The organism is Hirschia baltica ATCC 49814 (genome assembly GCF_000023785.1).
Lineage (GTDB): Bacteria > Pseudomonadota > Alphaproteobacteria > Caulobacterales > Hyphomonadaceae > Hirschia > Hirschia baltica.
Genome location: NC_012982.1, coordinates 3,193,352 through 3,218,829, shown reverse-complemented (window position 1 = coordinate 3,218,829; position 25,478 = coordinate 3,193,352). Strand labels below are relative to the sequence as shown.

General features: G+C 44.5%; 27 protein-coding genes, 1 tRNA gene and 1 other RNA gene. 12 read left to right on the top strand and 17 right to left on the bottom strand.

All coding sequences use genetic code 11. The annotated features are described in order from the left end of the window. Positions 1-19 precede the first annotated feature (19 nt). From ssrS to HBAL_RS14650, 9 genes are all read right to left on the bottom strand, one after another. Positions 20-180, bottom strand: a non-coding RNA gene (ssrS, locus tag HBAL_RS16640) — 6S RNA. A gap of 62 nt (positions 181-242) precedes the next feature. Further along, entirely contained in the window at positions 243-974 is a 732-nt protein-coding gene (locus HBAL_RS16490) for an alginate export family protein (protein ID WP_159098046.1), read from the bottom strand. Then, complete coding sequence (locus HBAL_RS16740; protein ID WP_049763166.1) at positions 928-1,254, bottom strand: hypothetical protein; 327 nt, start codon at positions 1,252-1,254, stop codon at positions 928-930. The genes HBAL_RS16490 and HBAL_RS16740 overlap by 47 nt, the downstream gene beginning before the upstream one ends. 48 nt (positions 1,255-1,302) lie before the next feature. Further along, positions 1,303-1,650: a hypothetical protein gene (locus HBAL_RS16480; protein WP_049763165.1), complete on the bottom strand. Its 348-nt coding sequence runs from the start codon at positions 1,648-1,650 to the stop codon at positions 1,303-1,305. 80 nt (positions 1,651-1,730) lie between these two features. After that, positions 1,731-3,131, bottom strand: a complete 1,401-nt coding sequence (locus tag HBAL_RS14670; protein WP_015828735.1) for a patatin-like phospholipase family protein — start codon at positions 3,129-3,131, stop codon at positions 1,731-1,733. Positions 3,132-3,237: 106 nt separating this feature from the next. Continuing rightward, entirely contained in the window at positions 3,238-3,495 is a 258-nt protein-coding gene (locus HBAL_RS14665; protein ID WP_015828734.1) for an HNH endonuclease, read from the bottom strand. Further along, positions 3,496-4,386 (bottom strand): bifunctional methylenetetrahydrofolate dehydrogenase/methenyltetrahydrofolate cyclohydrolase FolD, encoded by an 891-nt coding sequence (gene folD / locus HBAL_RS14660; protein WP_015828733.1) that lies wholly within the window; start codon positions 4,384-4,386, stop codon positions 3,496-3,498. Next, positions 4,370-4,699, bottom strand: coding sequence for a DUF167 family protein (locus HBAL_RS14655; protein ID WP_015828732.1), 330 nt, complete (start codon positions 4,697-4,699; stop codon positions 4,370-4,372). Before HBAL_RS14655 ends, folD begins: the two co-directional genes overlap by 17 nt. 10 nt (positions 4,700-4,709) lie before the next feature. After that, positions 4,710-5,012 (bottom strand): YggT family protein, encoded by a 303-nt coding sequence (locus HBAL_RS14650; protein ID WP_015828731.1) that lies wholly within the window; start codon positions 5,010-5,012, stop codon positions 4,710-4,712. A gap of 205 nt (positions 5,013-5,217) precedes the next feature. Here HBAL_RS14650 and HBAL_RS14645 point away from each other — a divergent pair, with 205 nt between their 5' ends. Then, positions 5,218-5,673, top strand: a complete 456-nt coding sequence (locus HBAL_RS14645) for a hypothetical protein (protein WP_015828730.1) — start codon at positions 5,218-5,220, stop codon at positions 5,671-5,673. Positions 5,674-5,742: 69 nt separating this feature from the next. Here the strand turns inward: HBAL_RS14645 and bioB are convergent, their stop codons facing one another. After that, positions 5,743-6,756, bottom strand: coding sequence for a biotin synthase BioB (bioB, locus tag HBAL_RS14640; protein ID WP_015828729.1), 1,014 nt, complete (start codon positions 6,754-6,756; stop codon positions 5,743-5,745). Between the two features lie 300 nt (positions 6,757-7,056). Between bioB and HBAL_RS14635 the strand changes: the two genes are divergently transcribed. Then, positions 7,057-8,550, top strand: coding sequence for a peptidoglycan-binding domain-containing protein (locus HBAL_RS14635; protein WP_015828728.1), 1,494 nt, complete (start codon positions 7,057-7,059; stop codon positions 8,548-8,550). Positions 8,551-8,655: 105 nt separating this feature from the next. Here the strand turns inward: HBAL_RS14635 and HBAL_RS14630 are convergent, their stop codons facing one another. Further along, on the bottom strand, positions 8,656-10,482 hold the full coding sequence (locus HBAL_RS14630) for an alanine/glycine:cation symporter family protein (RefSeq protein WP_015828727.1): 1,827 nt from the start codon (positions 10,480-10,482) through the stop codon (positions 8,656-8,658). A gap of 268 nt (positions 10,483-10,750) precedes the next feature. On the opposite strand from HBAL_RS14630, the gene HBAL_RS14625 reads away from it, so the two are divergent. Continuing rightward, positions 10,751-11,944 (top strand): glycosyltransferase family protein, encoded by a 1,194-nt coding sequence (locus HBAL_RS14625; protein WP_015828726.1) that lies wholly within the window; start codon positions 10,751-10,753, stop codon positions 11,942-11,944. Here HBAL_RS14625 and HBAL_RS16475 read toward each other — a convergent pair. Then, positions 11,937-12,356 (bottom strand): hypothetical protein, encoded by a 420-nt coding sequence (locus tag HBAL_RS16475; RefSeq protein WP_015828725.1) that lies wholly within the window; start codon positions 12,354-12,356, stop codon positions 11,937-11,939. The two genes, HBAL_RS14625 and HBAL_RS16475, sit on opposite strands and share 8 nt — an antisense overlap. Positions 12,357-12,371: 15 nt before the next feature. Here HBAL_RS16475 and HBAL_RS14615 point away from each other — a divergent pair, with 15 nt between their 5' ends. From HBAL_RS14615 to HBAL_RS14595, 5 genes are all read left to right on the top strand, one after another. Then, positions 12,372-12,707, top strand: coding sequence for a hotdog family protein (locus HBAL_RS14615; protein WP_267879118.1), 336 nt, complete (start codon positions 12,372-12,374; stop codon positions 12,705-12,707). Between the two features lie 275 nt (positions 12,708-12,982). Further along, on the top strand, positions 12,983-13,960 hold the full coding sequence (locus HBAL_RS14610) for a hypothetical protein (RefSeq protein ID WP_015828724.1): 978 nt from the start codon (positions 12,983-12,985) through the stop codon (positions 13,958-13,960). Between the two features lies 1 nt (position 13,961). Continuing rightward, entirely contained in the window at positions 13,962-15,107 is a 1,146-nt protein-coding gene (locus tag HBAL_RS14605; RefSeq protein WP_015828723.1) for a beta-ketoacyl-ACP synthase III, read from the top strand. A 22-nt stretch (positions 15,108-15,129) separates the two neighbouring features. Beyond that, the gene (locus HBAL_RS14600; RefSeq protein WP_015828722.1) at positions 15,130-15,558 is read left to right on the top strand and encodes a hypothetical protein; all 429 of its coding nucleotides are present in this window, start codon (positions 15,130-15,132) and stop codon (positions 15,556-15,558) included. Beyond that, the gene (locus tag HBAL_RS14595) at positions 15,555-16,556 is read left to right on the top strand and encodes a BtrH N-terminal domain-containing protein (protein ID WP_015828721.1); all 1,002 of its coding nucleotides are present in this window, start codon (positions 15,555-15,557) and stop codon (positions 16,554-16,556) included. The genes HBAL_RS14600 and HBAL_RS14595 overlap by 4 nt, the downstream gene beginning before the upstream one ends. Here the strand turns inward: HBAL_RS14595 and HBAL_RS14590 are convergent. Genes HBAL_RS14590 through HBAL_RS14570 form a run of 5 tightly spaced genes read right to left on the bottom strand, consistent with a single transcriptional unit; the run spans position 16,553 to position 21,083 of the window. After that, positions 16,553-17,455, bottom strand: a complete 903-nt coding sequence (locus HBAL_RS14590) for a hypothetical protein (RefSeq protein ID WP_015828720.1) — start codon at positions 17,453-17,455, stop codon at positions 16,553-16,555. The genes HBAL_RS14595 and HBAL_RS14590 overlap by 4 nt on opposite strands. Then, positions 17,448-18,626, bottom strand: coding sequence for a beta-ketoacyl synthase N-terminal-like domain-containing protein (locus HBAL_RS14585; protein ID WP_015828719.1), 1,179 nt, complete (start codon positions 18,624-18,626; stop codon positions 17,448-17,450). Before HBAL_RS14585 ends, HBAL_RS14590 begins: the two co-directional genes overlap by 8 nt. An 8-nt stretch (positions 18,627-18,634) precedes the next feature. Beyond that, positions 18,635-18,907 carry a phosphopantetheine-binding protein gene (locus tag HBAL_RS14580; RefSeq protein ID WP_015828718.1) on the bottom strand — a complete coding sequence of 91 codons (273 nt, stop codon included), beginning with the start codon at positions 18,905-18,907 and terminating at the stop codon, positions 18,635-18,637. Positions 18,908-18,935: 28 nt separating this feature from the next. Next, positions 18,936-20,141, bottom strand: a complete 1,206-nt coding sequence (locus tag HBAL_RS14575; protein WP_015828717.1) for an ABC transporter permease — start codon at positions 20,139-20,141, stop codon at positions 18,936-18,938. Beyond that, the gene (locus tag HBAL_RS14570; protein ID WP_015828716.1) at positions 20,142-21,083 is read right to left on the bottom strand and encodes an ABC transporter ATP-binding protein; all 942 of its coding nucleotides are present in this window, start codon (positions 21,081-21,083) and stop codon (positions 20,142-20,144) included. 176 nt (positions 21,084-21,259) lie between these two features. Here HBAL_RS14570 and HBAL_RS14565 point away from each other — a divergent pair. The 4 genes from HBAL_RS14565 to HBAL_RS14550 all read left to right on the top strand — a co-directional run bounded on the left by HBAL_RS14565 (position 21,260) and on the right by HBAL_RS14550 (position 25,267). Then, a tRNA-Val gene (locus tag HBAL_RS14565) sits at positions 21,260-21,334 on the top strand. 665 nt (positions 21,335-21,999) lie between these two features. Further along, on the top strand, positions 22,000-22,164 hold the full coding sequence (locus HBAL_RS16790; RefSeq protein WP_015828715.1) for a hypothetical protein: 165 nt from the start codon (positions 22,000-22,002) through the stop codon (positions 22,162-22,164). Further along, entirely contained in the window at positions 22,157-22,687 is a 531-nt protein-coding gene (locus tag HBAL_RS14560) for a hypothetical protein (protein ID WP_015828714.1), read from the top strand. Before HBAL_RS16790 ends, HBAL_RS14560 begins: the two co-directional genes overlap by 8 nt. A 1,479-nt stretch (positions 22,688-24,166) precedes the next feature. After that, positions 24,167-25,267, top strand: a complete 1,101-nt coding sequence (locus tag HBAL_RS14550; protein WP_041301677.1) for an SH3 domain-containing protein — start codon at positions 24,167-24,169, stop codon at positions 25,265-25,267. Positions 25,268-25,478 lie beyond the last annotated feature (211 nt).

Genomic DNA, 25,478 nt, shown 5'->3' with positions numbered 1-25,478 from the left:
TCCTATCCAGTTTAATAGAGGTGGCGCCACAAACGCCGTGGGGTATGTGTATTCCCATCGACCCAGCAAGCTAGGTGGGCACCAGGTAGTTAGGACCACGATCCAGACCAGAGCCAGCTCCCTGATGAAAATGTAAGGTCGCTGGAATAAAACTTCCCTACACAAACGCCGCAGCAAACCACCAGACTCTCATGTAAGCGCGTTATGTGTTCACAACAAGTGAATGTTTGTACGGAAGCCAATTAAAAGCTAAAAATAAATGAGGAATAGCCAAAGAATGTCTCATCTTCATTGGATGCATTGGGTGAAGTTTTCGCAAAAGCACCTTTGAGAAATACAGATGCACCGACATCTAGACGTAAACTTTCTGGAATGAGCCAATAACGCGCGCGGCCATCGAGTGTGTGTCCGATGAAATCACCTGATTGGCCTGTGATGTCGCGTTGTTTGGCAATTACCCAGTTATCTGTGCTGGACGCCAAGAAAGCGGCAGAATAGGCAAGGCGTGCATCCCAGCGCGAATTGGGTTTTACTTGGATACGCGCACCTGGGGCAGATAAGTTTGCGGGTGTTAGCGGACCGTGAATTGATGTGTTGTTGAGGTCGGTGCGGCGAGATCCAAACAGGCGTTCATATTGGTCATATTTGTCATCATTTGGATCTTCATCGCCTGATGCATAGTAATATTCAAGCGCAAGGCGGGGCTGCCAAGGTGTATCGAATGTGTAACCAATGGCTGAGAAAAGCATTTGTGCATCGACATCTAAATCTGTTGTATCTGATGTCAATGAAGTGGAACGGCGCGTACCGGTTCTCCATACCCCTTCAATATCCATATCCCATTGGCTAGATATTGGTTTGCGGTAGAGTCGGAAGCCGGGGCCGATATACTCTCTATTTGGTGTGGCTGTGATTGCATTGTCTTTTTCATTTAGTCCCGTAAACGAAGATTTCGCCCCATATATCTTTTGCAATAGAAGGTATGAAATCTGAGCGGCGGTAGTGAACGCTCCAGATGTGGCGATCCCATTCTTCACTGTCACCTGAAAGAGAATTGTCATTCAAATCATTTGAAGGATCAGCAGGATTGCGGTCTATTGGTACAACATAAGCGAGATGAAGTTCATCGCCGCGATCATTTGTGGAGACAGCATGGATGCCTGTGTAGGCTTTTATGACATTGGCAAATGAGACACGTTCAATTTGGCGTTTTGAGCCAATGCTGACAGTTTGTCGGCCCAGTGTGATGTCCATTTGTGAACCAGAACCCAATAGGCCTGGTGTTTGGAAATTGGCGTATAATTACAGAATATCGAGCGGGTTGGTGATGCTGCTGGAATTTGGAGAGTCTTTATCGTCTAGATATGTGCGGCTGTCCTGAAGTTCTATACTGAAAGTGACTGGTCCGGTATCCAGTTTTGCGTGAATGAGTGTCCGAAATAACGACATCTGGTCGCTACCCGTACCGCCAGCGCGAAATTGCCCATTAAGCGCTTCATAGCGCATGCGAGTTTCGCCAGACACGCTAATGTTTTCGGAGAGGTGATTGTCAAACCGGAATGGTTCCTCTTGCGCAAAGGCATTGCCGGAAAAGCCGAGCATCAAAAGAGATAAGCCAACACGCAGTGATAACCGGTTTTGTACGGGCATGATAAACTCCACTCATATATGCTCCTGGAAGCATTTTTCCGGCTTTATTTCACATATACCCGAAATAGTGAAGTAATAGTTTAACCGTCAAAGTGGTGAGGAAGAATTAAAGATGCTGGATCTGCTTTGGGGTCACCTCTTGAGGGGGTAGGTTTGCGTCCAAAACGGTCCATGCCAAACCAGTATTGCCCTAAATGTTCACCAATAGATTCAAGGCGATCCATATTGGTGCTGGCTGAATTTTCCAGAGCGCGCATAGAATTGATTAATCCATCAACACCTTTTTTCTCAAAGGCTCCGAGAAAATTTTCACCCTCAAAGGCTTCATCGCCAATAATGTCGCGTACGGCTGGTTCATCAAGGTCCAGATCAATGCGTTGGAAATGGAGTAGGGAGTCATTCATAATGCCCAGATCATCCATATCGCCAAGTTCTGAATTGATTTTGACTGGGAAGGCGGGATCGGACATTGCTTGAAGCCATGTGAGACCATTTGTTGATGTGTCTGGTATCATGCCGCGCAGGGCCTCAATTGCTTTTAGGCCAGCCATTTTGCCTTTAAAATCTTTTACGCTGAATGTTGGCCGGTACGCGCCTGTTCCTAGGGACAATACAGAGATGTTTTCTGGCCCTGTCTTCCACCCAAACCCGAAAGGAGATTTTGGTTCTCCATTCCACTTTGGCCAAGGCTTGGCATTGTCGCGCCACTTTGATGTTGCAACAAGAAAGGCTTGCATGGCCGGATTATTGTGTGGGCTGACACCGCCATCAAAGAATAGCGCTTTTTCGGCTGATGAAATTTGCTTTTCAACAGGGCTTAGAAAGAAGGGAGCTGAGGCTGATGCCTGCACAACTTCTTGAAGGATGTAATGCTTATTGGCGATAAATTTTTCACCGGGGCCGCCATTTGCATCGTAATAGCCTTGCCAATGTGGAGAATTCCACTCCCAATATTTCGATTTGGGATTGTTGGTGAGTACCCACGGGCTGCCTTTATCAATGCGCTTTGAGCAGATCATTAATCCGGTTTGCAGATATTCAGACCCTAATTCTAGCCTATGCGCTGGGTCAGCGCCTTTACTGATTAGGAAATCACGAAAACATGTATTGATCACTTTAGTGAGTTTGCGTGAGTCAAACTTGGGCACCATGCCGATAATGCCGTGTTTTTTCTGACCAAACACATCATTGGCAAGTGTTCTGTAGAGTGATTTTATTTCGCTGACTTTATATCCCATCGCCAGCAGGGTCGCCATGATTGCGCCTGTGGAGGTGCCGGCTATCAAATCGAAATAGTGACACAGACGAAAATCTTCACGTTCTGCTTCAGGCAGTCGTCCGGCAAGTTTTGCTTCGACCTGTTCAAGAATACCGCATGTGAGTATGCCGCGGACGCCGCCACCATCTAAGGCCAATATACGTTTAGGTCCGTCACTAAAAAGGTGTGTCTCTAGTGATTTTGGTCTTAGTCCGTTTCTCATAGCATATCCCTTGCTTTGTCCCCGCATTAACTATGGCAGGAAGATAGAGCGAGGGAAAGTCAGATTTGAAGTCTTGGTGGAAACTTCCCATTCTTAAGGCGTGGATTTATAGGCGATTGCCCTTGGTTTTGTTGCAAATCGCGTGAGCAAGTTGCAGGTTTTCTATTTTGTCATCGCCGTGTTTTGATTTGGGAATGATATGGTCAAATGTCGGTCGCTGTTTTTTCCAAACATTTGCATGTGGCGTTTCAAAGCGTGAATTTGGCATAGGCTCACCGCAAATTGCGCAATGGCCATCTTGCTTGGTCCAAAGAGATTGAAACCAAGCATGGGGGAGGCGATTGCGATGTTTAGAGCCAGACATTTAGCTGTTTAAAATATCGGGTATATTCCAGCCTCGACGTGCGCATGCTGCCAGCACAGTGTTTTGCAAGAGGCAAGCGATTGTCATCGGTCCAACACCGCCGGGAACAGGTGTGATGTGTCCAGCTACAGCCTCGCAGCTGTCAAATTCAGCATCACCGACAAGACGTGTTTTACCTTCGCCGCGTTCAGGGGCATCAATCCGGTTAATACCCACATCAATGACGACAGCGCCGGGTTTTACATATTCGCCCGTGAGCATTTGTGGGCGGCCAACGGCAGGCACAAGAATATCAGCTTCGCGGCAAACAGCTGCAAGGTCTTTGGTGCGTGAATGCGCAATTGTGACGGTGCAGTTTTCAGCGAGGAAAAGTAGAGCAGCTGGCTTTCCAACTAAAATTGAACGCCCAACAACCACAACATTCTTGCCTGAAAGGTCATTTCCTAAAGCGCGTTTGGCTAGGATGACGCATCCTGAGGGTGTGCATGGACGAAGGCCAGGTTTCCCCAAAACGAGACGACCCGCTGAGGCTTCTGTTAGGCCATCTACATCTTTATCTGGACTGATTTTTTCTATCGCTGAGTCAGCGTCCAAACCTTTGGGCAAGGGGAGTTGAAGTAAAATTCCGTCGACTTCAGGATCATCATTTAGTTTAGCGATTTCTGCTTCGACTTGGTCCTGCGTGGCGTTTGCCGGTAGGACATTATGGAGCGAGCGCATACCGCATTCTTGCGTTTGTTTGACTTTGGAGTTGACGTAAACTTGGCTGGCTGGGTCTTCTCCGACAAGAATAACGGCTAGTGTAGGCTGAGATGGGAGTTCTGAGACTGCCTTGGCCACATTGACGCGCACATCTGCTGCAATCGCTTTTCCATCAATTCTTGTCGCCATGTCTATCTCCATACTTTTCTGCAAGTTGGCTGGATAAGTCAGCACCGTCGCTGATGCGAATGGTCTTTAACCGATCCGTGGACCCTTTGACTACAGCTACTTTTGATTTGGGAAGGTTAAAATGGCTAGCAAGTAGTTTTTCTACGGCTTTATTGGCTTTTCCTTTGTCGGGAATAGCGCGCACACGGAGTTTTAGGTAGGTTCTGCCTGCGGCGTCTTGTTCTGGTGCTTCAACGGCGTCTTTTGATGCATTAGGTGTGACGCGCGCGACGATGTCTAAATCATCGTCGCGAGTTTTCCAGAAAGTGGACATCAATTATGCGCTAGATACCTGCGCTGCTGAATGCAGGGTAGAGGTAGCGTACAATGAAGCTTTGCAAGAAGTAGATTGCAAAAATCAGAACAATGAAAGACAGGTCCAAACCACCCATAGAAGGGATAAATCTTCGAATTGGTTTAGTCAGAGGATCAGAGATTTGGTGCGTGATACTATAGATTGTTGAAACAAATTGGTTGCGAGTGTTCACAATCCCAAATGCAATCAGCCAAGATAACACAGCTTGTGCAATGAGAACCCACACCAATAATTGAAGGGCCATCATAACGACATCGAGCACAGCCAGCATATTTCTTATCTCCTTAGGAATATAGTTTGTGAAACTATACGCACAAATCATTCCATTTTCTTAAAACTACTAAGCACTAAAGAGTTATCTGGTGCGATTACAAGAGGAAGAGGTAAGAAGATGAACGCTTTGTGATGTAAAATAGCCTTAATGTGGCCTCAACAGTGTAACGAGTGCTTAAGTGTGTTGGTGTATAAGGGGTGTTATGACATTCTATTCTGCACGATTTGCTCTTATTGCGACTATTGTGTTGGCGTTGGCCAGCCCAATGGCGTATGCATTGGCGCCAGCCGCGAAAGCTTCTTCCGGTCAGATTGATCCAACAGCGAAGAAAATATCTGGCTCTGAGGATTATGTACCATTTTTTGGAATTCGCGTTTCTGTTGCTTCAGGGTTTGCTGTATCCGCAGTTATGGCTGTTGATGCTGGCCTGCACATAGAAAAATCAAAAACACGCAAACATGTAGAGGCAATTCGCCCGCGCATTATGGATAATTTGCGTATTGCTGTGACAGGATATGCGAATGGGCCGTATCGCGAGGGTATGGTGCCAGATCTAGATATTCTTGAAGGACGCATGCAGCGTGCTGTCGATAAACAATTAGGCAAAGGTGCGTCACAGGTCGTTCTGGCGTCTGTGATTGTTTTCAATCAAGATTAAAGCACTAGAAAACTGATATAAAAAAGCCTGCTTGAGTGAGCAGGCTTTTTTGTTTGTAGAATGATTTACTTATTCAGCCGGTATTGCGGTTGGTGCGCAAGCTGGTGGTTTGTCAGCAATCGTACCTTGTTCAACGCCCATAGCAGCAAGCAAGCTGTCATCTTCACTCATTTCTGGGTTGTCTGCCGTAAGCAATTTGTTGCCAACAAAGATTGAGTTGGCACCCGCCAAGATACAGAGCATTTGTCCTTCAGAGGACATGGCTTCGCGTCCTGCGGATAAACGTACCCAGCTTTTGGGGAAGATGATACGAGCTGTTGCAATAGCGCGAACAAGTTCAACGATTTCAAGTGGTTTCGTAGCAGCTTCACCAAGTGGTGTGCCTTCAACTGGCACAAGCATATTGATAGGAACACTTTCAGGGTGAGGTGTAAGTTGAGCAAGCTCATGAAGTAGACCAATACGGTCGTGGCGGCCTTCACCCATACCAAGAATACCGCCGACACAGAGGTTTAAGCCAGCATTGCGGGCTTTGCCAAGTGTCTCGATTCGATCTTCATAAGTGCGTGTTGTCACAACGCTTTCATAATATTCGCGCGAAGTATCAAGGTTGTGGTTGTAATAGTCCAAGCCAGCTTGTGAGAGCGCTTCTGCTTGACCATCTTTTAGCATACCCAAAGTCACGCATGTTTCCATGCCTTCAGCTTTTACTGCTTCAATCATGGAACAGACTTTAGGCAGGTCACGGTCTTTGAGAGAGCGCCAAGCTGCCCCCATACAGAAACGGTCTGCGCCATTTTCTTTGGCTTTGCGGGCTTCTCCAACAACGGCTTCAACATCCATTAGTTTAGATGCTGGAATGCCTGTGTCGAAATGAGCTGATTGGGAACAATAGCCACAGTTTTCGGCGCATCCACCTGTTTTAATGGAGAGAAGTTGCGATTTTTGCATACGGCCTTCAGGCCAATTTGCTTTGCGGACCTGTTGAGCTGCTAGGAAAAGATCTGGTAATGGCAATTCATAAATTGCTGCTATTTCATCCTTCGTCCAGTTTTGGCGTGGCTCTAGGTCTGGCGTGGTCATACTAAACTCCCGATGTCCCGTAATTCTTTTAGAAATAGGACATAGCCCGTCCGAGACAAGACTGCAAACACCTAAGTTGGTCAAACGGACTAAAGTGTTGTCGATATACTAATTTTCCTGAAAAACTTAGTTTCACGGCGTTAGCTATATTCCAATAAGATTGTTGTTTAATGCCTGAGAAAGAAGATTATACGGTCAAACCAGAGACTTTGGCTGGCACCGAATTTGCTGATCTTTGATGAAATTCGCTGAATGAGCGAACATTTATAGCCAATTCGGACACTTAATTGGGGTTTTGAAATGAAAAAGAAGTTATTGGCAGCGGCAGCGATAGCTATAGGTTTTGCTGGGTCGGCCCAAGCAGCCGGACCCCATGCAAATGGACATAGTGCATTTAGCCCTGCCGGTGCTTTGCCTGATGCGCAAGCGGGTCAGTGTTTTGCACGCATCACTTTGCCAGCTGCATATGATATTGTTCCTGAAACAGTTGTGGTGGAAGACGCGCATGAACGTCTTGTCGTCAATGACACTCAATTTGGTCCGTCATCAATTGATGTTCAGGTCAAAGATCAAGGTGTACGCTATGAAGTGCGTCAGCCCGTATATGAAACAGTCACAGAACAAGTCTTGGTGAAACCAGCGCATGAGCGTCTTCAGGTGATTGCTGCTCGATTTGAAGATGTGACAGAAACAATCATTGTTGAAGAAGCCCGCAAAGTTTGGAAAGCGGGTACGAACCTATCATCTCATCGCAAAATAGATGAACAAACTGGGCAGGTTTATTGTCTGGTTGATGTGCCTGCAAAAACGCGCACTGTGACTCGTCGCGTTATGGTTCAGCCTGAGCAGGTGACACGTATCCCTGTAGAAGCACAATATGCGACTGTTCAAAAACAGGTATTGGTCGATCGTGGTGGCGTGGCAGAAATTCCAACACCGCCAGAATTTAAGACATTATCTACGCAAGAAATCATCTCACCGGCAAGTACGTCTAGATCCATGACTGCTCCGCGCACAGCAATTGTAGAACGCACTGTATTGCGTGCGCCAGAGCGTTTTGAGTGGGTTGAGGTTCTGTGTGATACAAATGCTCAGACATCTTCAATAAGTGACTTGCAAATTGCATTGCGCGATCGTGGTTTCTATTCTGGTCCAATCGATGGGATTATCGGCACACAGACTGAAGAGGCTGTGCGTCAATTCCAAGCAGCAAATGGCCTGCCTCATCAGGGGTTTGTAACGATGGAAACAATGCGCCATTTGGGGCTGGGTGGCGGAATTTCTTCACGTCAAGCAATATCTTCGCACTCTCAGACATCGTCTTATTCAGAGCCAGTTTATACAGCGCCTGTGCAAAACCATGTTCAAAATCAATCACATTTCCAACCTGAAATCATGCCGCAATCACACATTATTATGCCTCAAGCACCCGCACATGAAGTGATTTTGGAAACGCGTGAAGCTGAGCGTCACAATGCATATCAAGCGCCAGTGCGCCAAGTTTTACACGAGAAAAAAACAATGGATCGCGCCGAGAGTATGGCGAGTGAATTTGAAGCTTATGCAGCAGCAGTTACAGGACGCCAAGCTGCGGACCAGATGCTTGAGCATGGTGTATCTTCATATAGTTATATGAGTGAAGAAGAGCTTTTGAATGCTGAACACGAAATTGTGGAATCAGGTGATGAGCTTATTCGTCAGCCAGCTCCATTAACAAGCCAAAAACGGTTTCAACGCCCACAAGAATATTCTGTACGGAACCGTTTGAATTGGGATGAAAAATCTACAAATTAGACGCTGATTTCTTCCTTTAAAACGGACTGATAATGCAGCATTAAAAAAGGCCGCATCATTTTAAATATGATGCGGCCTTTTTTGTTTTAAATCCAATTATCAGGATTAGACTGATTTATCTTCTTCAGAAATTTCCGGTGCATCAGGATCACCGTTTTTCTTGTGCATAGCGATAACCACACCTGATAGTGCAATAATCGCAATCAGGTTTGGAATTGCCATTGTCGCGTTGGCAATATCACCTAAGCGCCACAATGAATCTGTGTTTGTGACGAGACTTCCGGCAAAGACAACGGCTACCCAAGCAAAACGGAATGGGTGAGTTGCCCATTCACCGACAAGATATGTGAGTGCTTGTTCCCCATAATAAGACCAACCAATAATTGTTGTGAATGCGAAGAAGAAGAGCGCTATTGGTACAACCCACTCACCACCTGGGAAGGCTGCGCCATAGGCACGTGTGGTAATGGCTGCAGAATCGGCATCCGACTCCCATGCGTGTTTGACTTTTGTCAGAGTTGAATCCGCTTGGGCTTCAATATCTGCAAGTCGTTCTATTGTGGCTTCCAGCAGCGTTGGATCTGTTTCTGAATCTGATTGCGCGGCTATAAGTATGTCATATTGATCACCAGAAATAGATCTAAATACATCTGGGTATGACGCTTTTATAGCTTCGTCAGATACGAGACTTGCATCCGCTTCCTGACATGAAAGCAGTAATTCCTGCGCAACAGCTCCATTATGGGCAAGAAGTGAATTTCGTCCAATTTGTGTTGCTGTAGGGAATAGGTCACCTTTGGAATAGCTCTCACCTTCAATTGGGTGGGCTGGTATTGAAATAAGATCGGCTGCAAAACATGCATCTGCTGCAATTGTTGCAGAATTACGTCTGAAATCACCTTGAACAGTCAGGATCACCAATGCAGTCATCGTACAAATCACCATTGTATCAATGAACACACCAATCATCGCGATTTCACCTTGTTGCACTGGATTTTTGGTTTGCGCAGCAGCGTGAGCGATAGGCGCCGAACCTTGTCCTGCTTCATTTGAGAATAGACCGCGAGCGATACCAAAGCGAACAGCTTGCATCACACCATAACCTGCGGCACCCCCAACGGCTTGTTTAAAGCCAAATGCGTATGTGAAAATATCTGCAAAAGCGCCGGGTACTTTTGTAATGTTCATCATTAGAACGACAAAAGCGATTACGACGTAAAGCCCTGCCATAACAGGTACAACTTTACCGGCAACAGAACCGATAGATTTAATACCGCCGACGATGACTGCGAATACAAGTGCTGCGATGACTGCTCCAACTGCCCAGCCGGGAAGGTGGAAATTAAAGCTCGAAGCGGCCACTTCTTTTGCGGCTTCAGTAATTGAGTTAGCCTGAATCATAGATCCAGTTGCCATCGCTGATGCAAGTGTCCCGATACAGAATAGGACAGCTAGCCAACCCCAGTTTTTGCTTAAACCGTTTTTGATGTAATACATTGGGCCACCGTTTACACGGTCGTATTCATCCCATTCACGATATTTTATGGCTAGACTAGATTCAGAGAATGCGAGTGCCATACCTAATATGGCAGTGACCCACATCCAGAAAATTGCGCCGGGACCACCCAATGCCAATGCAGTGGCAACACCGGCAAGGTTACCTGTTCCAACTTGACCAGAAAGGGCGGTAGAAAGAGCTTGCCACGGTGTAATCGCGCCTTCTTCACCTTGAGCCTTACGGCCATCCCACACTTCTTTCAAAGCAGGAATGAAGCGAGTTAACGGTCGTCCTCCTAAACGGATCATCATATAGATGCCCGTCCCGACCAAAAATACTGCGAGAAGACCAACAGGAAGAATACGTTGATCTCCCCATGTGCCACCCCAAATGAAATTGCTCACATTGTCTATGAGACCGACTAAAGTTTCCACGAAATGCTCCCCGCGTGAACGATCTTTGTTTCTAATACGAAATGATTAGGTGTAATCTAACCAGCCATGGCGATATGTCGATGATTTCGTGTCCGAAATTTCATGAATCTCACAAATGCCTGCTGATTTGCTGCTTTTTTTTGCAGCTATATGTGCTTGTTTCCAATTCTTGAGTCCATTTTTATAAAGTGTTCGCTTGTCTGGCGTATCGATTGCAGTTGTTTTGAAGAATGTTTGTACCGATTTTTCGTTTTGGATAGAGATTTTTATGGCCAATAATTCAAATGCTCAAGAAAGCGCTTCTTCAGTCCGCTATGGAAAAGGTGTCTTTCTAGGACATGATTGTACACATGTTGATGCGCGAAAGCGCACGCTCGCACTAGAGAGTGCAGGGGTTGAATTAAAAGGTTTTTTCTTCCGTCGTGAAAAAAACAACGCTGATTATCAACCCGAATGGGACAATGTTGAGCTGGGGATTACTGCTGATAATAATTACGCAAAGCGGGTGCCGGCCTTGCTTAAAGGTCTAAAGATACTTGTTGATCATAAACAGGATTTACGCAGTGCCAAATTCATAATGGCACGCAATTTTGATATGATGTTTATTGGTATGTTGGCAAAAGTTTTGACGGGTTCAAAAGCGAAGCTGATTTATGATGTTCCTGATATTCAAGAGTTTTTCTTTGGCAAAGGTCTCAAGGGAAAAGTGTTTCGGGGGTTAGAGAAGATCATTCTCAATCAGATCAGTTTACTGGTTGTGACATCTCCGGGGTTTATACGTGGATATTTTGAGAAATATCAAAATTATAACGGCAAGCATTTTGTTTGGGAGAATAAGCTTCTTTCCGAACAAATGGGTGACATGCCAACGCCAGAGCAAATGAATGCCCATCGCGTAAAGCCGGAAGAGGGCGTATCGCCTTGGGTTGTGTGTTGGCATGGAACATTGCGTTGTCCGGCTTCTATGAAAATTCTGGCCGATACTGCTAAGGCTATGGGTTCAAAGGTAAAATTTTATCTGCGTGGTAAGCAGACCATCTATCCTGAGCTTTTTGAGCAGACATTTTCAGGCATTGAAAATGTAGAATTTGGCGGCGAATACCGCACGCCTGATGATTTAGAAGAAATTTATGGATCTGCGCATTTTAATTGGTGTGCTGACTATTTTGACCCTGAAGGTAATTCTCCTTTATTGCTTCCTAACCGTGTATATCAGGGCGGTGCACTAGGTGTTGTCCCACTGACAATATCGGGACAAGAGAGTGCAAATTATGTGGCGCAACACAATTTAGGCTATGTGTTACCAGAGGCAAGTAGCGAGGCTTTGATTGCGTTTCTAAAATCTGCTGATTGGGATGAATACCTAGCTGCGCGAGACCGCAATTATCAGGCAAGAGATACATTGTTTCTTGAGGATGCATCGGATCTACGACAATTGCTAAATGCAATTGATGCTAGCTGATCGAAACAGACACATCAGCTTGATATATATAGCTATTATCTGATTTTGAAGAGATTTTAAACGTGTAGCGGGCAAGCGCATTCATGCGTGTTGCTATGCTCGCTTGTATGATGAGTTCTGAATCAATTGTGTGAAGCCAATCTGTTGTCCAATCAGCTTGTCTAACGGCGACGATAAGCGCTTTTGGGGACTTTTCCGACTGGGATTTATTCATTGCGCCATGAAGTGCGATTGCTTGTGCGCCATATTCCAGTGCGGCGCTAATGGGTAATCCGTGTGCATTTCGTAGTGGGTTTGTGGGCGAAAAATGTGTGTCAGTTGTGCAAATAATGTCGTCTTGGTTGCAAGACTGTACAGTATTTATGAGCACCATGTTTCCGGTATGTGGAATCAGGTCTGATATTGCGGTCATGTTGATCTGTCTTTATTGCGGAAGAAATCTAACAAGGTTGAGCGTAGAACTGGATTAAGGCAAATGCGTGTAAATCAAACTATCAGTTCTGACCATCCTAGTTTACCCGGGCATTTTCCCGGCGATCCGGTTATCCCAGCAGCATTGCTCGTTGAAGCCGCGCAACAGGTCGTTTTGGAGCACGCAAATATTGAGCGTCTATGTGGTTTTTCCAAATTGAAATTGAGGGCGCTTATCAAACCCGATATTGAATTTGAGATAGCGTTTGAGGAAACCAAAACAGGGTATTTCAAAGTGTCCTTAAGTCAACTTGATGTCGTGTGTGTTACGCTTATCTTATCGTCGAGTTAATTGGCATTTATACAGCAATAGCAGCATACAATTGCTTGGGAAAAATCAAATTTGTGTCATTCCGTTGAAATTCCTCAGCACAGGGGTTGGGGTTTTAAGTATAGCTGCTAAATGACTCACGATAGACAGGTGGGATTTCATTTTAGCGCAGTGGGCATTTGGATAACAGTGTCGTACATGTGATGTTCTTTGTGCTGATTGAAGATGAAAAGCACGAGTGATGAGTAGGATGATATTGCCAGTTGGCAATATCGGGTCATGAAGGATATGCGGGGATGCTTAAAGTATTGGCAGTTGGGTTTTCCCAAACAGGTCAACTAAGTCGGTTAATGGATTCAGTTTTGGGGCCAGTAAATGAATCGACTCAGATTGAAGTCACTCGGATTACTTTAGAGACGCACCGTAAATTTCCGTTTCCTTGGAATTTCTTCAATTTCTTCGATACAATGCCTGAATGTGTCTATGAGGATGCGCCGGCAATTGAACCAAAAGACCTGGACCCAGATGCTGAATTTGATCTGATCATTCTAGGATATCAGGCTTGGTTTTTATCACCTTGCCCACCGATTATTTCATTTTTGAAATCTGAAGCAGCGCGTAAAATCATCAATGGCAAACCTGTGATGACGTTAATTGGATGCCGCAATATGTGGTTGATGGCACAAGAGAGCATCAAAGAACGTGTTGACGATCTAGGCGGTCATCTGATTGATAATGTGGTGCTGGTTGATGAAGCGCATGCTGCCTATACATTCTATTCAACGCCGATCTGGATGTTGACGGGAAATAAGGGACCATATTTTAATGGCAAAATTCCCAAAGCCGGCCTGACAGATGAGCAGATTGAAAACGCGTCTCGTTTTGGGGATGCGATTGTGCGTCAATTGCCCAATAGAGATGTTGCTGACACATCACCCATGATGTCTGGTCTTGGAGCTGTGAAAATCTCTGAGGGGCTTATTGCATCGGAGAAAGTTGCCAAGCGTAATTTCCGCATGTGGGGGGGATTGATGCGCAAATTTGGTAATCCAGACGCGATCGCACGTAAGTTTATTTTGATAATCTATTTCACGTTTTTAGCGATCATTGTGCTGACAATTATGCCAATATTGGCGGTCGTCAAAAAATTGTTGAAGCCATTTACAAAAGCAAAAGTGGCAAGTCAGAAAGCATATTTTGCGCGTCCTTCAGGCGAGGGGCGTGAATTATGGGATGTAGAGCAAGCCGAAAAGCTCGAAAAAGGGACAGTGTAAAGTGACTAGATCTGTTTATGTAACGCGTAGTGCGGCATTTATGCCGGGAGAAGCCGTTTCCAATGATGAGATGGAGGCAATCCTCGGGCAAGCTGGTGGACGTCCCTCACGTGCGCGCCGTATGATTTTGCGTTCAAACAAGATCGTTTCACGTCATTATGCTATTGATCCAGAAACAGGCAAACCAACTTATTCCAACGCACAACTGGCAGCCGAAGCTGTTCGTGGATTAGATGAACCATCTAAGCTGAATGAAGTGCAGGTTTTGGCATGTGGGACATCCATGCCGGATCAGATTTTTCCAAACCATGGTGTTATGGTGCAGGGAGAATTAAAATTACCACCTATTGAAGTGAGCGCGACTGCGGGGGTGTGTTTAGCCGGTGTAACGTCTCTAAAATATGCATATATGTCGGTGGCTTCGGGTGAATCAGATACATCTGTGGCAACAGGTTCTGAAAATGCATCGACTATTTTAGCAGCGCATAATTTTGAGGCCGAACTTGATGCAAAAGTAGAAGCTTTGGAAGAAAATCCTGAAATCGCTTTTGAAAAAGATTTTATCCGCTGGATGCTTTCTGACGGCGCTGGGGCGCTTATGCTTGAAAGTGCGCCGCGTGATGGAGCCGTTAATCTGAAAGTGGAATGGATTGATGTCTATTCTTATGCTGGTGAGATGGAAACCTGTATGTATGCAGGGGCGGTAAAAAACGAAGATGGCACGACGCGTGGCTGGACAAGTATGACAGCCAAAGAGCGTGATGCGGATTCCGTGATGTCTGTGAAGCAGGACGTAAAACTGTTAAACGAAAATATCATGATGTATGCCGCGCAAAAGCCGGTGCCTATAGTCGCAGAGAAACACAAAATAACACCTGATGATGTAGACTGGTTTGTTCCACATTATTCATCTGATTATTTCCGCGTGCGTTTGTTTGATGCGCTCAAGGCGGGTGGCTTTGAAATACCCATGGAGAAATGGTTCACCAACCTTTCTACCAAAGGAAATACAGGATCAGCATCTATCTACATTATGCTGGATGAGTTGCTCAAATCAGGTAAGCTGAAATCTGGTGAAAAGATCATGTGCTGGGTGCCAGAAAGTGGGCGCTTTAGCACGGCTTTCATGCTGTTTACTGTCGTCTAAAGGTTTCTAGGAGTTAGCCATCATGAAAAAGGATGAGGTCCCGCAGGATAAATCCCGCACATATGGCGGTGAAAGCAAGCTGATGTATGCCGTTGATAATGATGGTAAATATACAGGCGTTGCATCCTCTGGCTGGGAAGTAGAAACCTATGCAACTGTGGCGGCGGTGGAAGCTTTAGAGGCGCAACGCAATGCGGCTTTATTGCGCGGGAAAGCGGGTGAGACATCGCCGCTAGAATACCATATGTTTGATAAACGCATGGATATGGCGACGCTGACATCATCAACTGGATACGGTGCTTGGCGTGTGAAGCGCCATCTAAAACCTAAAATATTCAATGCATTACCGGATTCGAAACTCGCGCCATATTGTGAGGCAATGGGGATAGATTTGCAGACGCTGAAAAGCCTGCCTGATGCTGATACAGACACGCCGAAAGCCAATTCATGACCCAATTTGAACATCGTCAATCAGCACATTGTGAAAGCGGTGTGGTGGCAAATCTGGTTTCTGCTTCTGGCGTCCCGATGAGCGAACCAATGGCGTTTGGCTTATCATCCAGTTTGATTTTTGCTTATTTGCCGATGGTGAAAATGGCGGGGATGCCGCTGATAGCCTATCGCATGTTGCCAGGGAGCATTATGAAAGGCTCCGCGAAGGCGATGAATGCAAATTGGCAGTCTGAGACTTTTTCGAATGCAGATGAAGGCATGGCAGCCCTAGATAGGGCGCTGGATGCAGGTAAATCTGTGGGGCTGCAAACGAGCATTTATTGGCTGCCTTACGTGCCTGAGGATATGCGGTTTCATTTTAATGCGCATAATTTGGTCGTCTCTCACAAAGAGGGGGATGAATATGTGGTGTCTGATCCGGTATTTCCTGAGCTAAAGCGTACGGATGCGGCATCTTTAAAAAAAGCGCGTTTTGTCAAAGGGGTGATGGCACCCAAAGGGCGGATGTATCAGCTGTTAGAAGCGCCAAATAATATCAATTATGAAAAAGCTATTCCGGCAGCGATTGAGCGTAACCGCAAGCTGATGAAAGCACCCATGGTGCCTATGGTGGGAACTAAAGGCATTCGTTATATGGGGCGTCAGATCCAGAAATTGGCAAAAGACCCAACAAAATCAGACTATCTTAAGCAATATCTGGGGCATATTGTGCGAATGCAGGAAGAGATTGGGACAGGCGGCGCAGGGTTTCGGTTTATCTATGCTGCATTCCTCAAAGAGAGCGCTGAAATGCTTAATTCCAAGCTGCTCGCTGAAGCGGGTGATGCGATGACGGATGCGGGTGATGAATGGCGGCGTTTTGCGCTGAATGCGACGAAGATGTGTCGCGGGCGCAAGGATATGGATGCAGATGCATTATATGATTTGCTGGATGTGTGCGCGAAGAAAGAACAAGCTGTTTGGGATATGCTAAAGGGTGTAAAAACAGCTATTTAGGGCTTTTGAAGTAAGATAAAGCTGAGTTCACCGCATGTGTTTTCTTGGATATAGACAAGCTGAGTTTCGGCTAAGTTTTCGTGTGTGAGATAATCTCTTAAAACATGGCCTGCATTTGTGCCGTAATGGCCTTTGGCGGGCGTGTTTAGAGCATATTCTGAATTTTCAAATTGGCTCATGATTGCTTGTTTGGTTTGCGGTTTTATTCGGTTCCCAAAACTGATTTTATCAGTGTTTTTCAGTAATGGTTTTATATGATTTATCAATGCATTAGCGTCTCTAAATAAGAAAGCATCGATTAGATATCCAAGCGGTTTTTCTGTTGAGGATTTATCGCTATTTGGTTGACCTAAACGAAACCAATGAGAGCCTTGCGCGAGGGGGTCATTTTCCAAGGCTCCGACGCGTATTCTGTGAGTTGTTTCAGGTTGGGTGATGATATCAACACTTCCAACAAGGGCAGTTTCCACGCCCAATGTTGTGATATCCAGACTGGCTTGGATAAAGGCGGATTCCAGTGCGAATTCTCGCGTAGAAAGGAAGCTGGTTGAGCCGCCTATGTCAAAATGTTTGGTGAAATAATAGCACGCAGCATTTGAAACAGTGTTGATGAAGGAAAGAGGTTTTGGGACTTGTCTGTCTCTCACCGTGCGATTTAGTACGTCTATAGTGACGTCCATGTCACCAGACGCTGAGGTAAGATAAACATTGGTGTTTTCAGGCAGGGGGGCGGATCGAATAGTGTCGTTAGCACCGATAAGCGCCATTTGAATGAAAGGACCAATGCGGCGTATTTGTTTGCCGAAAGCCTCTTTGATGAGCGATTTGAAATCGGGCGCTTCTGATGGCCCGTATTCAACACCGCTGACAGCATAGATTGGTAAAGCTGATCTATCCATGGCGCACCACCAATGATGTGTTATTCCCGCCAAAACCAAACTGATTACATAAAATTGTTGGATTGTGCATCTGTTTAGCAGACTGATTAAGTGTGATGCCTAGCTTTTCGCATGGGGTCGCGGACACGCCCGGTGTCGCTGGCAAGAAGCCTTCATTTAGGCAAGCGTTCAAAATTAGCAATTCAGTGAGGCCGCTCGCGCCAAATGTATGTCCAATATAGGGTTTTAAAGCAGTGATGACTGGAAGTGTTTCAAAAATGCGTTGAAGACCCGCGCTTTCACCCTCATCATTGAGGAGACTTGCCGTACCATGTGCCTTGATGGCATTGATATCAGATGCATTCACGCCAGCATGTCGGATAGCCTGTTGGATAACGCGGGCAATGGATGTGCCATCTGGATTGGCAGCCGACATACCATATCCATCGCTTAATGTTGCGCCGCCAAGAAGTTGCATACAGGGTGTGTCTGGCTTTTTCGCACTTAATATGACTGCACTAGCAGCTTCACCAAGTATGAGGCCATCGCGGCGGCTATCAAATGGACGCATGCTCGTTTGGGTGAGGAGTTCAAGCCCTTGAAATCCGTATGCAGTGGTGATGTTGAGAATTTCAGCACCGACAATAAGGGCGTGTTCTAATTTTCCAGCTTTGATGGCTGTTGCGGCATATATTAAAGCATTGGCGCTGGCGGTGCAGGCTGTGTTGACCGACATGCCCATCGGGGAAAGGTCAAATTTGCGGCGTAGATGTGCCCCCAGATTATCCATGCTGCAAAACAGATTTAAAGGCTGTGCGTTTTCATCTTTGCTAAGTGCATCAAGATAAGCTGACTCAATGAGGCAAACATCTGAAGATGAGGTGCCGAGGAATAGGCCAGTACTGCGAATTTGCTCTGGTGTCAGGTCTGCGCTTTGTAGCGTTTCGCCAATAATTGTTTCAAGAATATCAAAATAGCGGGTTTGGGTGTTTTCCAGTGGTTTGCCAGATGCCAAATGATACGGAATTTCTGTTGGGGCATCTGCATCGCTCAGCTGAATGGGTAATTTGATTTTGGGCGGAAGTGCCAAGAGAGCAGGAGAGGGCGCACGCAATGCATCTGCATGTGCTTCCATACCCATACCAAGGCTTGTGTGCAGGCTGGGACCGGTCAGAAATAGATTAAATGACATGTGAAAGATCAGGCAGCCTGTTTGGCCTTTAGGATAAAGTCTGCAAGTGAGGAAACACTGGCCATGGCTTCTCTGGAATCAGGACCGCCTTCAATACGGACGCTGTATTTATCTTTGATTGCTAGAGAGATTTGAAGAGCATCAAGGGAGTCTAGCTCAAGACCTTCACCGACAAGGCGCATATCATTGTCGATTTCATCAGCTTCAACTTCTGTGTCGCATTCATCAACGATCATCGCTTTGAGTTCTGCCATCAAGGTGTCTTTATCTAGCTCGGCCATTATTTTCCCCGTAATCAATCATCACTGTTTAGGCGCGTTGTCGTGATTGTACCAGCCAAGATAATATTAGCATTATGCAACCAAAGCCAATTAGCTTTATCAAAAACGAAGAGATGCTCATCACATCACCGTTTTGAAGGAAGAGTTCGAGGAAGCCGTCTAACCCCCAAGACATTGGGGAAAGACTGGCAAATATCTGCATTTTTTCTGGCATAACAAATTTAGGGATCATCACACCACCAGCGGCTGCCAATAAAATATTGCCCAGACCACTCATCATTGTGGCTTGTTCTGTCGTTTTAGAGATGACTGCAATAAATAGTGCCATACCCAAAGCGGCAAAACTAATGCTGGCGGAGAGCGCCGCCAATGCGAGTGGGTGCCCCTGGATAATAAGAGATTCACCGCCAAATAATGGCACCAAGAATACACCCACAGCCAACATCAAAACGACCTGAAGCTGGTTGACGATGAAATAAGGAATAAGCTTGCTGGCAAATTGAGAAAGCGGCCCTAAATGCGTCGTGCGCAAACGCCGCTGCATGCCTAAATCACGCTCTTTTATAAAGGTGTTTGAAAAAGGGATAGCCACGAAAAAGATTGAGAAAACCAGCCAAGCCGGCACGTTTTGTTGTACGGCTGTGGGCGGTTTATCTGTTGCACCTGAATAGGCATAGGAGACATTGACTGGCGCTTCTAAATCGCTAGCGGATATTTCATCTATGCCTAATGTGTCTGCTTCATCCATCATGCCGCTAATCATGGCTTCTGTTTTGATGCGGCCAATGGCTTCTTTAACAGAAGCAGTGAAAATCAGGGATGTGCGCCGGTCGGATTTAGAAGATACGGCGATATCTATTGTTTTTTGTTCGTCCCTAACCTCAAGCAGGTACTCATCAAACCCAGTGGGAATGGAGACAATAAAGCCAAGATCTTTATTGGCTAGGAGTTGTCCCAGCTCAGCTGGCGCATGTTCTGTTGCGCGTGTTTCAACATTGAAAGCATCATTGGCGTTGAGGCGGGCAATGAGGGCCTTTGAGGCATCTGACTGATCTGCATCGAGTATTTCAACATCTATGCCTTTGCCGCCACGGCTTTCAAAACTGCCTTGAAGAGCAAGGGACATGATGAGGATGAAAACAATCGGCAATATGAAGAGCAAACCTAGACCATGCTTGTCTCGGCTCAAAAGTGTAAATTCTTTTGTGATGGCAGCGCTTAAAGGTTTTATCATTTATTGCGCCTCATTTTGATTGAGGAGATCCAGATAGACATCTTCAAGGCGGCTTTTTCCATAATGGGATTGTTCGATTTCGCCGCCCAATTCGGCGACAAGATTGATCACGTCTGTCATGAGAGCAGGGTTGAGGCCTTCAATGATAAATTCCCGAGGGGAGAGCAGTTTGGCGCGACGTGCAGTTAGTTCGTCTGTGGCATAGCTGGGAAGTGGTTCGCTCATGGTTATGTGCAAGCTTTGGCGACCAGCTTTATCCAGAAATGCTGTTTTCGTATCCTGTGCAATCAATTTGCCGCCATCAATGATACCAATATGATCGCAAATAGCTTCGACTTCTTCCATATAATGGGAGGTGTAAACAATGGTGCAGCCAAGCTTGTTCATTTCGCTAATGGCGTTGAGAATAGTTTGACGCGAGCGCGCATCAATACCGACAGTTGGTTCATCAAGATAAAGGATGTCTGGCTTGTTGAGTAGGGCAATTGCCAGATTGAGCCGTCGCTTGAGGCCACCTGATAGCGTATCACTGCGCCGGTTGAGGACGTTTTCCAGATCACAGACTTTGATAGCGAAGGCTGTTTGTTCGTTTAGCGTTTCTCTTTTTAGATTATAGGCACCGGCAAAAAATGTCAGATTTTCTTTGACCGTCAGCTTGGGATAAAAAGCGAGGTCTTGTGGGGCAATGGCGGAAATGGATTTAAACGTTTTTCCATTTTTATCTATTGCAACATCATTGATTGCGATCGTGCCATCTTGAACTTTTATCATGCCCGTTAAGAGAGAAATAAACGTGCTTTTCCCTGCGCCATTGGGGCCAAGCAGACCAAAACAGGCTCCTTTAGGGATAACGAGACTAATATCGGATAAGGCTGGTTTTGAGGAGCCGGCATAGGAGTGGTTTAAATTGTCCACTTTAACAAAAGACGTCTGACTGGACATGGCTATCAAGGCCTCACGCTACAAGAAACTAGGGGGTTATGCGCAATCACAATTGCTGCGTCTAGTCTTTAATCCGATTGGGATTAGCTCAATTGCTGAAAAATGAGATGAGGAGATTGACAAACAATGTCGAAAACCCCTAGAAACCGCTCTCTCAATGCAGCCGGATGGCTTGCGCGCGGTTAGCTCAGTGGTAGAGCACTACGTTGACATCGTAGGGGTCACAAGTTCGAACCTTGTACCGCGCACCATTGTTTTCAATGACTTAGACGGATTGGGCAAGAGGCAAGTTTTGCTTCGTCCCCTCAATGTCCCCTCAAAATATGACAATCATGGGATATCTACAGAAATGATATCTCGATATAAGTTTATCTAAATGTCACATAAGGGGCCGTTCTCTAGCTTCTTCCATTTAAGCCAGAGCTATTACAATACTTGGACAAATTCTTGGGAAGTAAGCTACGTTAAAGTTTGCATAAGTCGTTTGAAATCCCCTCAACAGTGTTCTTATGTCAAACATAAAAGACGACACCTTTTACGGGTTTATTTGACTTTTAGGCTCATTTCTGCTATAATTTCAAAATTCGAACGTGATAAGTTCTTACAAAAACCGATAACTATAATAATAAATGAGGTTTTCAATGATTAAAGTTATAACACAATTCTATCTGAACATTGCATCTATTGCTGCATGTGATCACGGGTATTCAGAATACTTTTGATTTTTTCGATAGAGTTTAGCGACTGTAAATTCAAAACAACTGCAGAACATACTTTGAAGTGCTTCAATTCTTACAATTGAATTATGAGTTATCGTGGCATTTTGAGTTTAAAAAATGGGTACTGTCGTGCCCCCACATCCAAGCCCCGCAAGAAGGGCGATCCCATAAATATAATAAGAAATAGGGAATAATAAATGAATGAACAAAACGACTATGATGGTAAAGCCATTGCTGCCATCAATAAAAGATTGAGCAACGATACACTGAAGGATGGCCGTGTAGATGCAATCCTACCTTCGACATCGCGTGAAACCTTACCAGGCATTTCTATAGAAAGCAGGGAGGTTCGAAATGGGTAGCAATCTAGACACTTACTCTTCAACTATTTCGAGGCACAGGACGAAGCAAGCTTATTTAGAGTGGTTCAGTGAACTTAACCCTCAGTTTGCTTTCACAGGGACAGCCTTACAATCAATTCCCATAACTGGTGGAGATCATGAGGTCTTGAATGTTGAACTTCTTCGGCAAAATGTTCAGCATTTCATCAAAAACCTGAGCCGGAAACTATATGGCTGTAGAGCAGTCAAGGATGGGAATTGGGTCAAGTACACCGGATCTATAGAAGGCGATCAGGGTGATGCTTTGACATGTAGTCAGCGTTTACATGTACATTTGAGTATCGAGATTGATCAAAGCATCTGCCGAGTGCCTCTAGATGAGGTAACCGAGATTATGCAGGAGAGTTGGCAAGATACAAAATGGGGCCGAGAGATTACCCAAACCGAAGAGATTCATAACCAGTCAGGATGGGATAGATATTGCCTCAAACATTTTGATTTAGAGGACACCTCTCGCATTCTCATAAATATACCTAAAAATTGAAACAGTAGGCGTATAGTCCAATAACTCGGTAAGAAGAGGTAATAGGCCCGAATATCCGAAATTGAGACGTTAGTTTGAATGCAATGGGAGCAATATTCTGTTCCCATTGCGAAGCTATGGAGAAACAGTATTTAGATTATGTCTGGTGAGTTTCACTTGTTAAGTATTACTATGATTCATAGATGAATAATTCAATCAAATCATATGATATCATGCTGATATACGCCAAAGGCGTGTGAACGCAGTTCACTAGTAGAATCCAATAGATATCAATTGTTTTCAAGGAACATCTATAGACCCATAGAGTTCAATAGTGATCTATAAGATCATCTCTATGAAATTGATTATATAACTTAGATGATGGATATCAGAATCTTCTTTATGTTCTCTATAATCCTAAGGGTTCTAAACATCCCCTTAAGGCACCTATGAGATTCATAATGACTTATCTAGTGACCACAAGGACATATGAATATCTACTATATCTAATGATCATATCGATCTAAATGTTATCTGGTTCTTCCAATAGATATCTTAAATTCATATGGATCTATATCAGATACTTCCACATATGAATTCCATCAATTTGCTATCAAAGCAAAGATTCCAAATCCCATTAGAAGCATAACAATCATTGAGACCATCACCCATGTTTTACTAGGTGGTTTAGATCCATAATCTTCTGATTTTTCATACCCTGTCATTAGATTACATCAGACTCTAATCATTTGCATTTTGATGACCGTTAAAGATCATTGCAGAAAGACCAAATGCAACCATGAAGAACCCAATATAAAGTGCGATATCAATTGTAGTAATCATAACTATTACGTCCCCTATAAGAATGATGGGACTTCATATCACATCTTTGGGTTGATGTTAATATTTGATTAACCTTTTGTGGGGGTCCTCTATAGAAGTCATATTATGATCCAGAGGGGGATGGATAATGACCCGGAAAGATTACCTACTCACAAGGGCCTCAACAGTGTCCGACTGATGGTGTCTCCGTATCGGTTCTCATAAGACGCCAGAACAAGCCTCAGAAGACCCTGTATGAGGTTATTGGCAGTCGCCTATGAAAGTCCTTACTTCGTCATAGAGGGGCCTGTGGACCCTAAATCAAGGAGACCGTTTTTTAAATCAGATTTAGAATAGGTAGGTGGGTGGCAAAATTTTGACGTGAAATCTGGTAAATTAACGAAAGTTGGTCTGCGGTATTTTATGAATGCATGCGGCTCAATACAAATTATTTTGAATGTTGGGAGTTGTGAAAGTTCATCTTTTGGTTGAGGGTTAACTATTCTAAGATTTTGAATTCCACGCGTTGTTATGATTTTCAATAAGTAAAGCTTTGTCATAAAAGGAGCAGATGTGCGTTTATTCTTTTTTTCTATATTGTTTTTGTTTATTAATTTTCCGTCCCATAGTTACCCTTCTGATCAGCACGAAGCTGAAACCTCTACATGTTGTGTTAAAGTGGACAAAACAGTAATTAAAGAGGGGACTAATAAGCTAAATTTGATTGATGAACTCAATTCATTCGGGAATGTATCCGGTAACATTAGCGTCTATGATCAGAACATGATTGTTAAAGAATGTGCATTAGATAATCAGATACTCATCGGTCTAGAAGCTGTCTCCGTTTTGAATAGCAACAATTTAAAAAAAGTTGAAAATTTTTATTGCTATATTTATCCGACCAAGGGAAATGGTGGTTGGATGCATGCGAAGTTCCTTCACTATTACGAAGCACCGTGGGAGAGTTTTTGCCTAGCATCGAACAAAGATGAGTTAGACCCAATTGATGTAAAAATACTTTGTTCTGAAAATCGCATAGCAAATTTATCACTTGATGAAATTGCTGCTGTTAAAGACCCAACATTTACGCATGACTATCTTACTATGATGAGTAGGGGAGGGTCTGTCACAAAACTTCATAATAGTAGTGTAGTTCGTTTTAAGATGCAGTGGATGGAAGATGTACTGTATCTCAATAAAGAACATCCTGATTGGGCTTTTCCCGATGTCAAAGAAAAGATGTTTAAACACGGGTACTCCTCGCTACAGCCTTCTACTTGGGAATTAGTTAAACAGCTAAAAGATTTGAATTTTACTGCAAACGAATCTGATCTGCGTTTAAAACAACTCACTAAGATTATGAAGTTCTGTTACTCTCGATTGGAGAGTCTACCGGAAGAATACCAACCATATAAACCTCACGAAAAATGTTTTTCTGCAGTCGTTCAAAGAAAAGTAAATTCTTCAGATTTAAACAATAACTCTCAAATTACCGGTAAATGTTGCACCTCGGTAGGGAAGGTGCGGGCAGGCGACATGTTAAACGTAAGATCTGCACCAGATTCAACTGCAAGAATATTATTTCAATTGGAGCCAGACCACAAACATTTACGAATTTTCCGTTGTACCGGGGATACCGCACTAAATGAGGTTCTGACCAGTTTAGAAAATGAAACAATCATACAAAAAACTTGGTGTGAAATAAGCGATCTTGATTTAGTGAAAAGGGGGTGGGTCAATGCTTATTTTCTGTATGGGTGGGAAAGCTCTAACAAATAAAGGTCACTCTATTTTAAACAAAAGATAACTATGACGAAGTTTGAGCAAATTTTTGGAAGAAACTTGGGCCTCAAGTTACTAAACTTCCCATTTAGCGTTGTATCATTTCCGTAGCTCTTCACCTTTTGTCATCCTTGGCGACAAATGAACTTAATTTATATTTCGAGAGTATGCTCTTTAACAGTATAGTTCAGAGTGAAAGGTAGAGCGG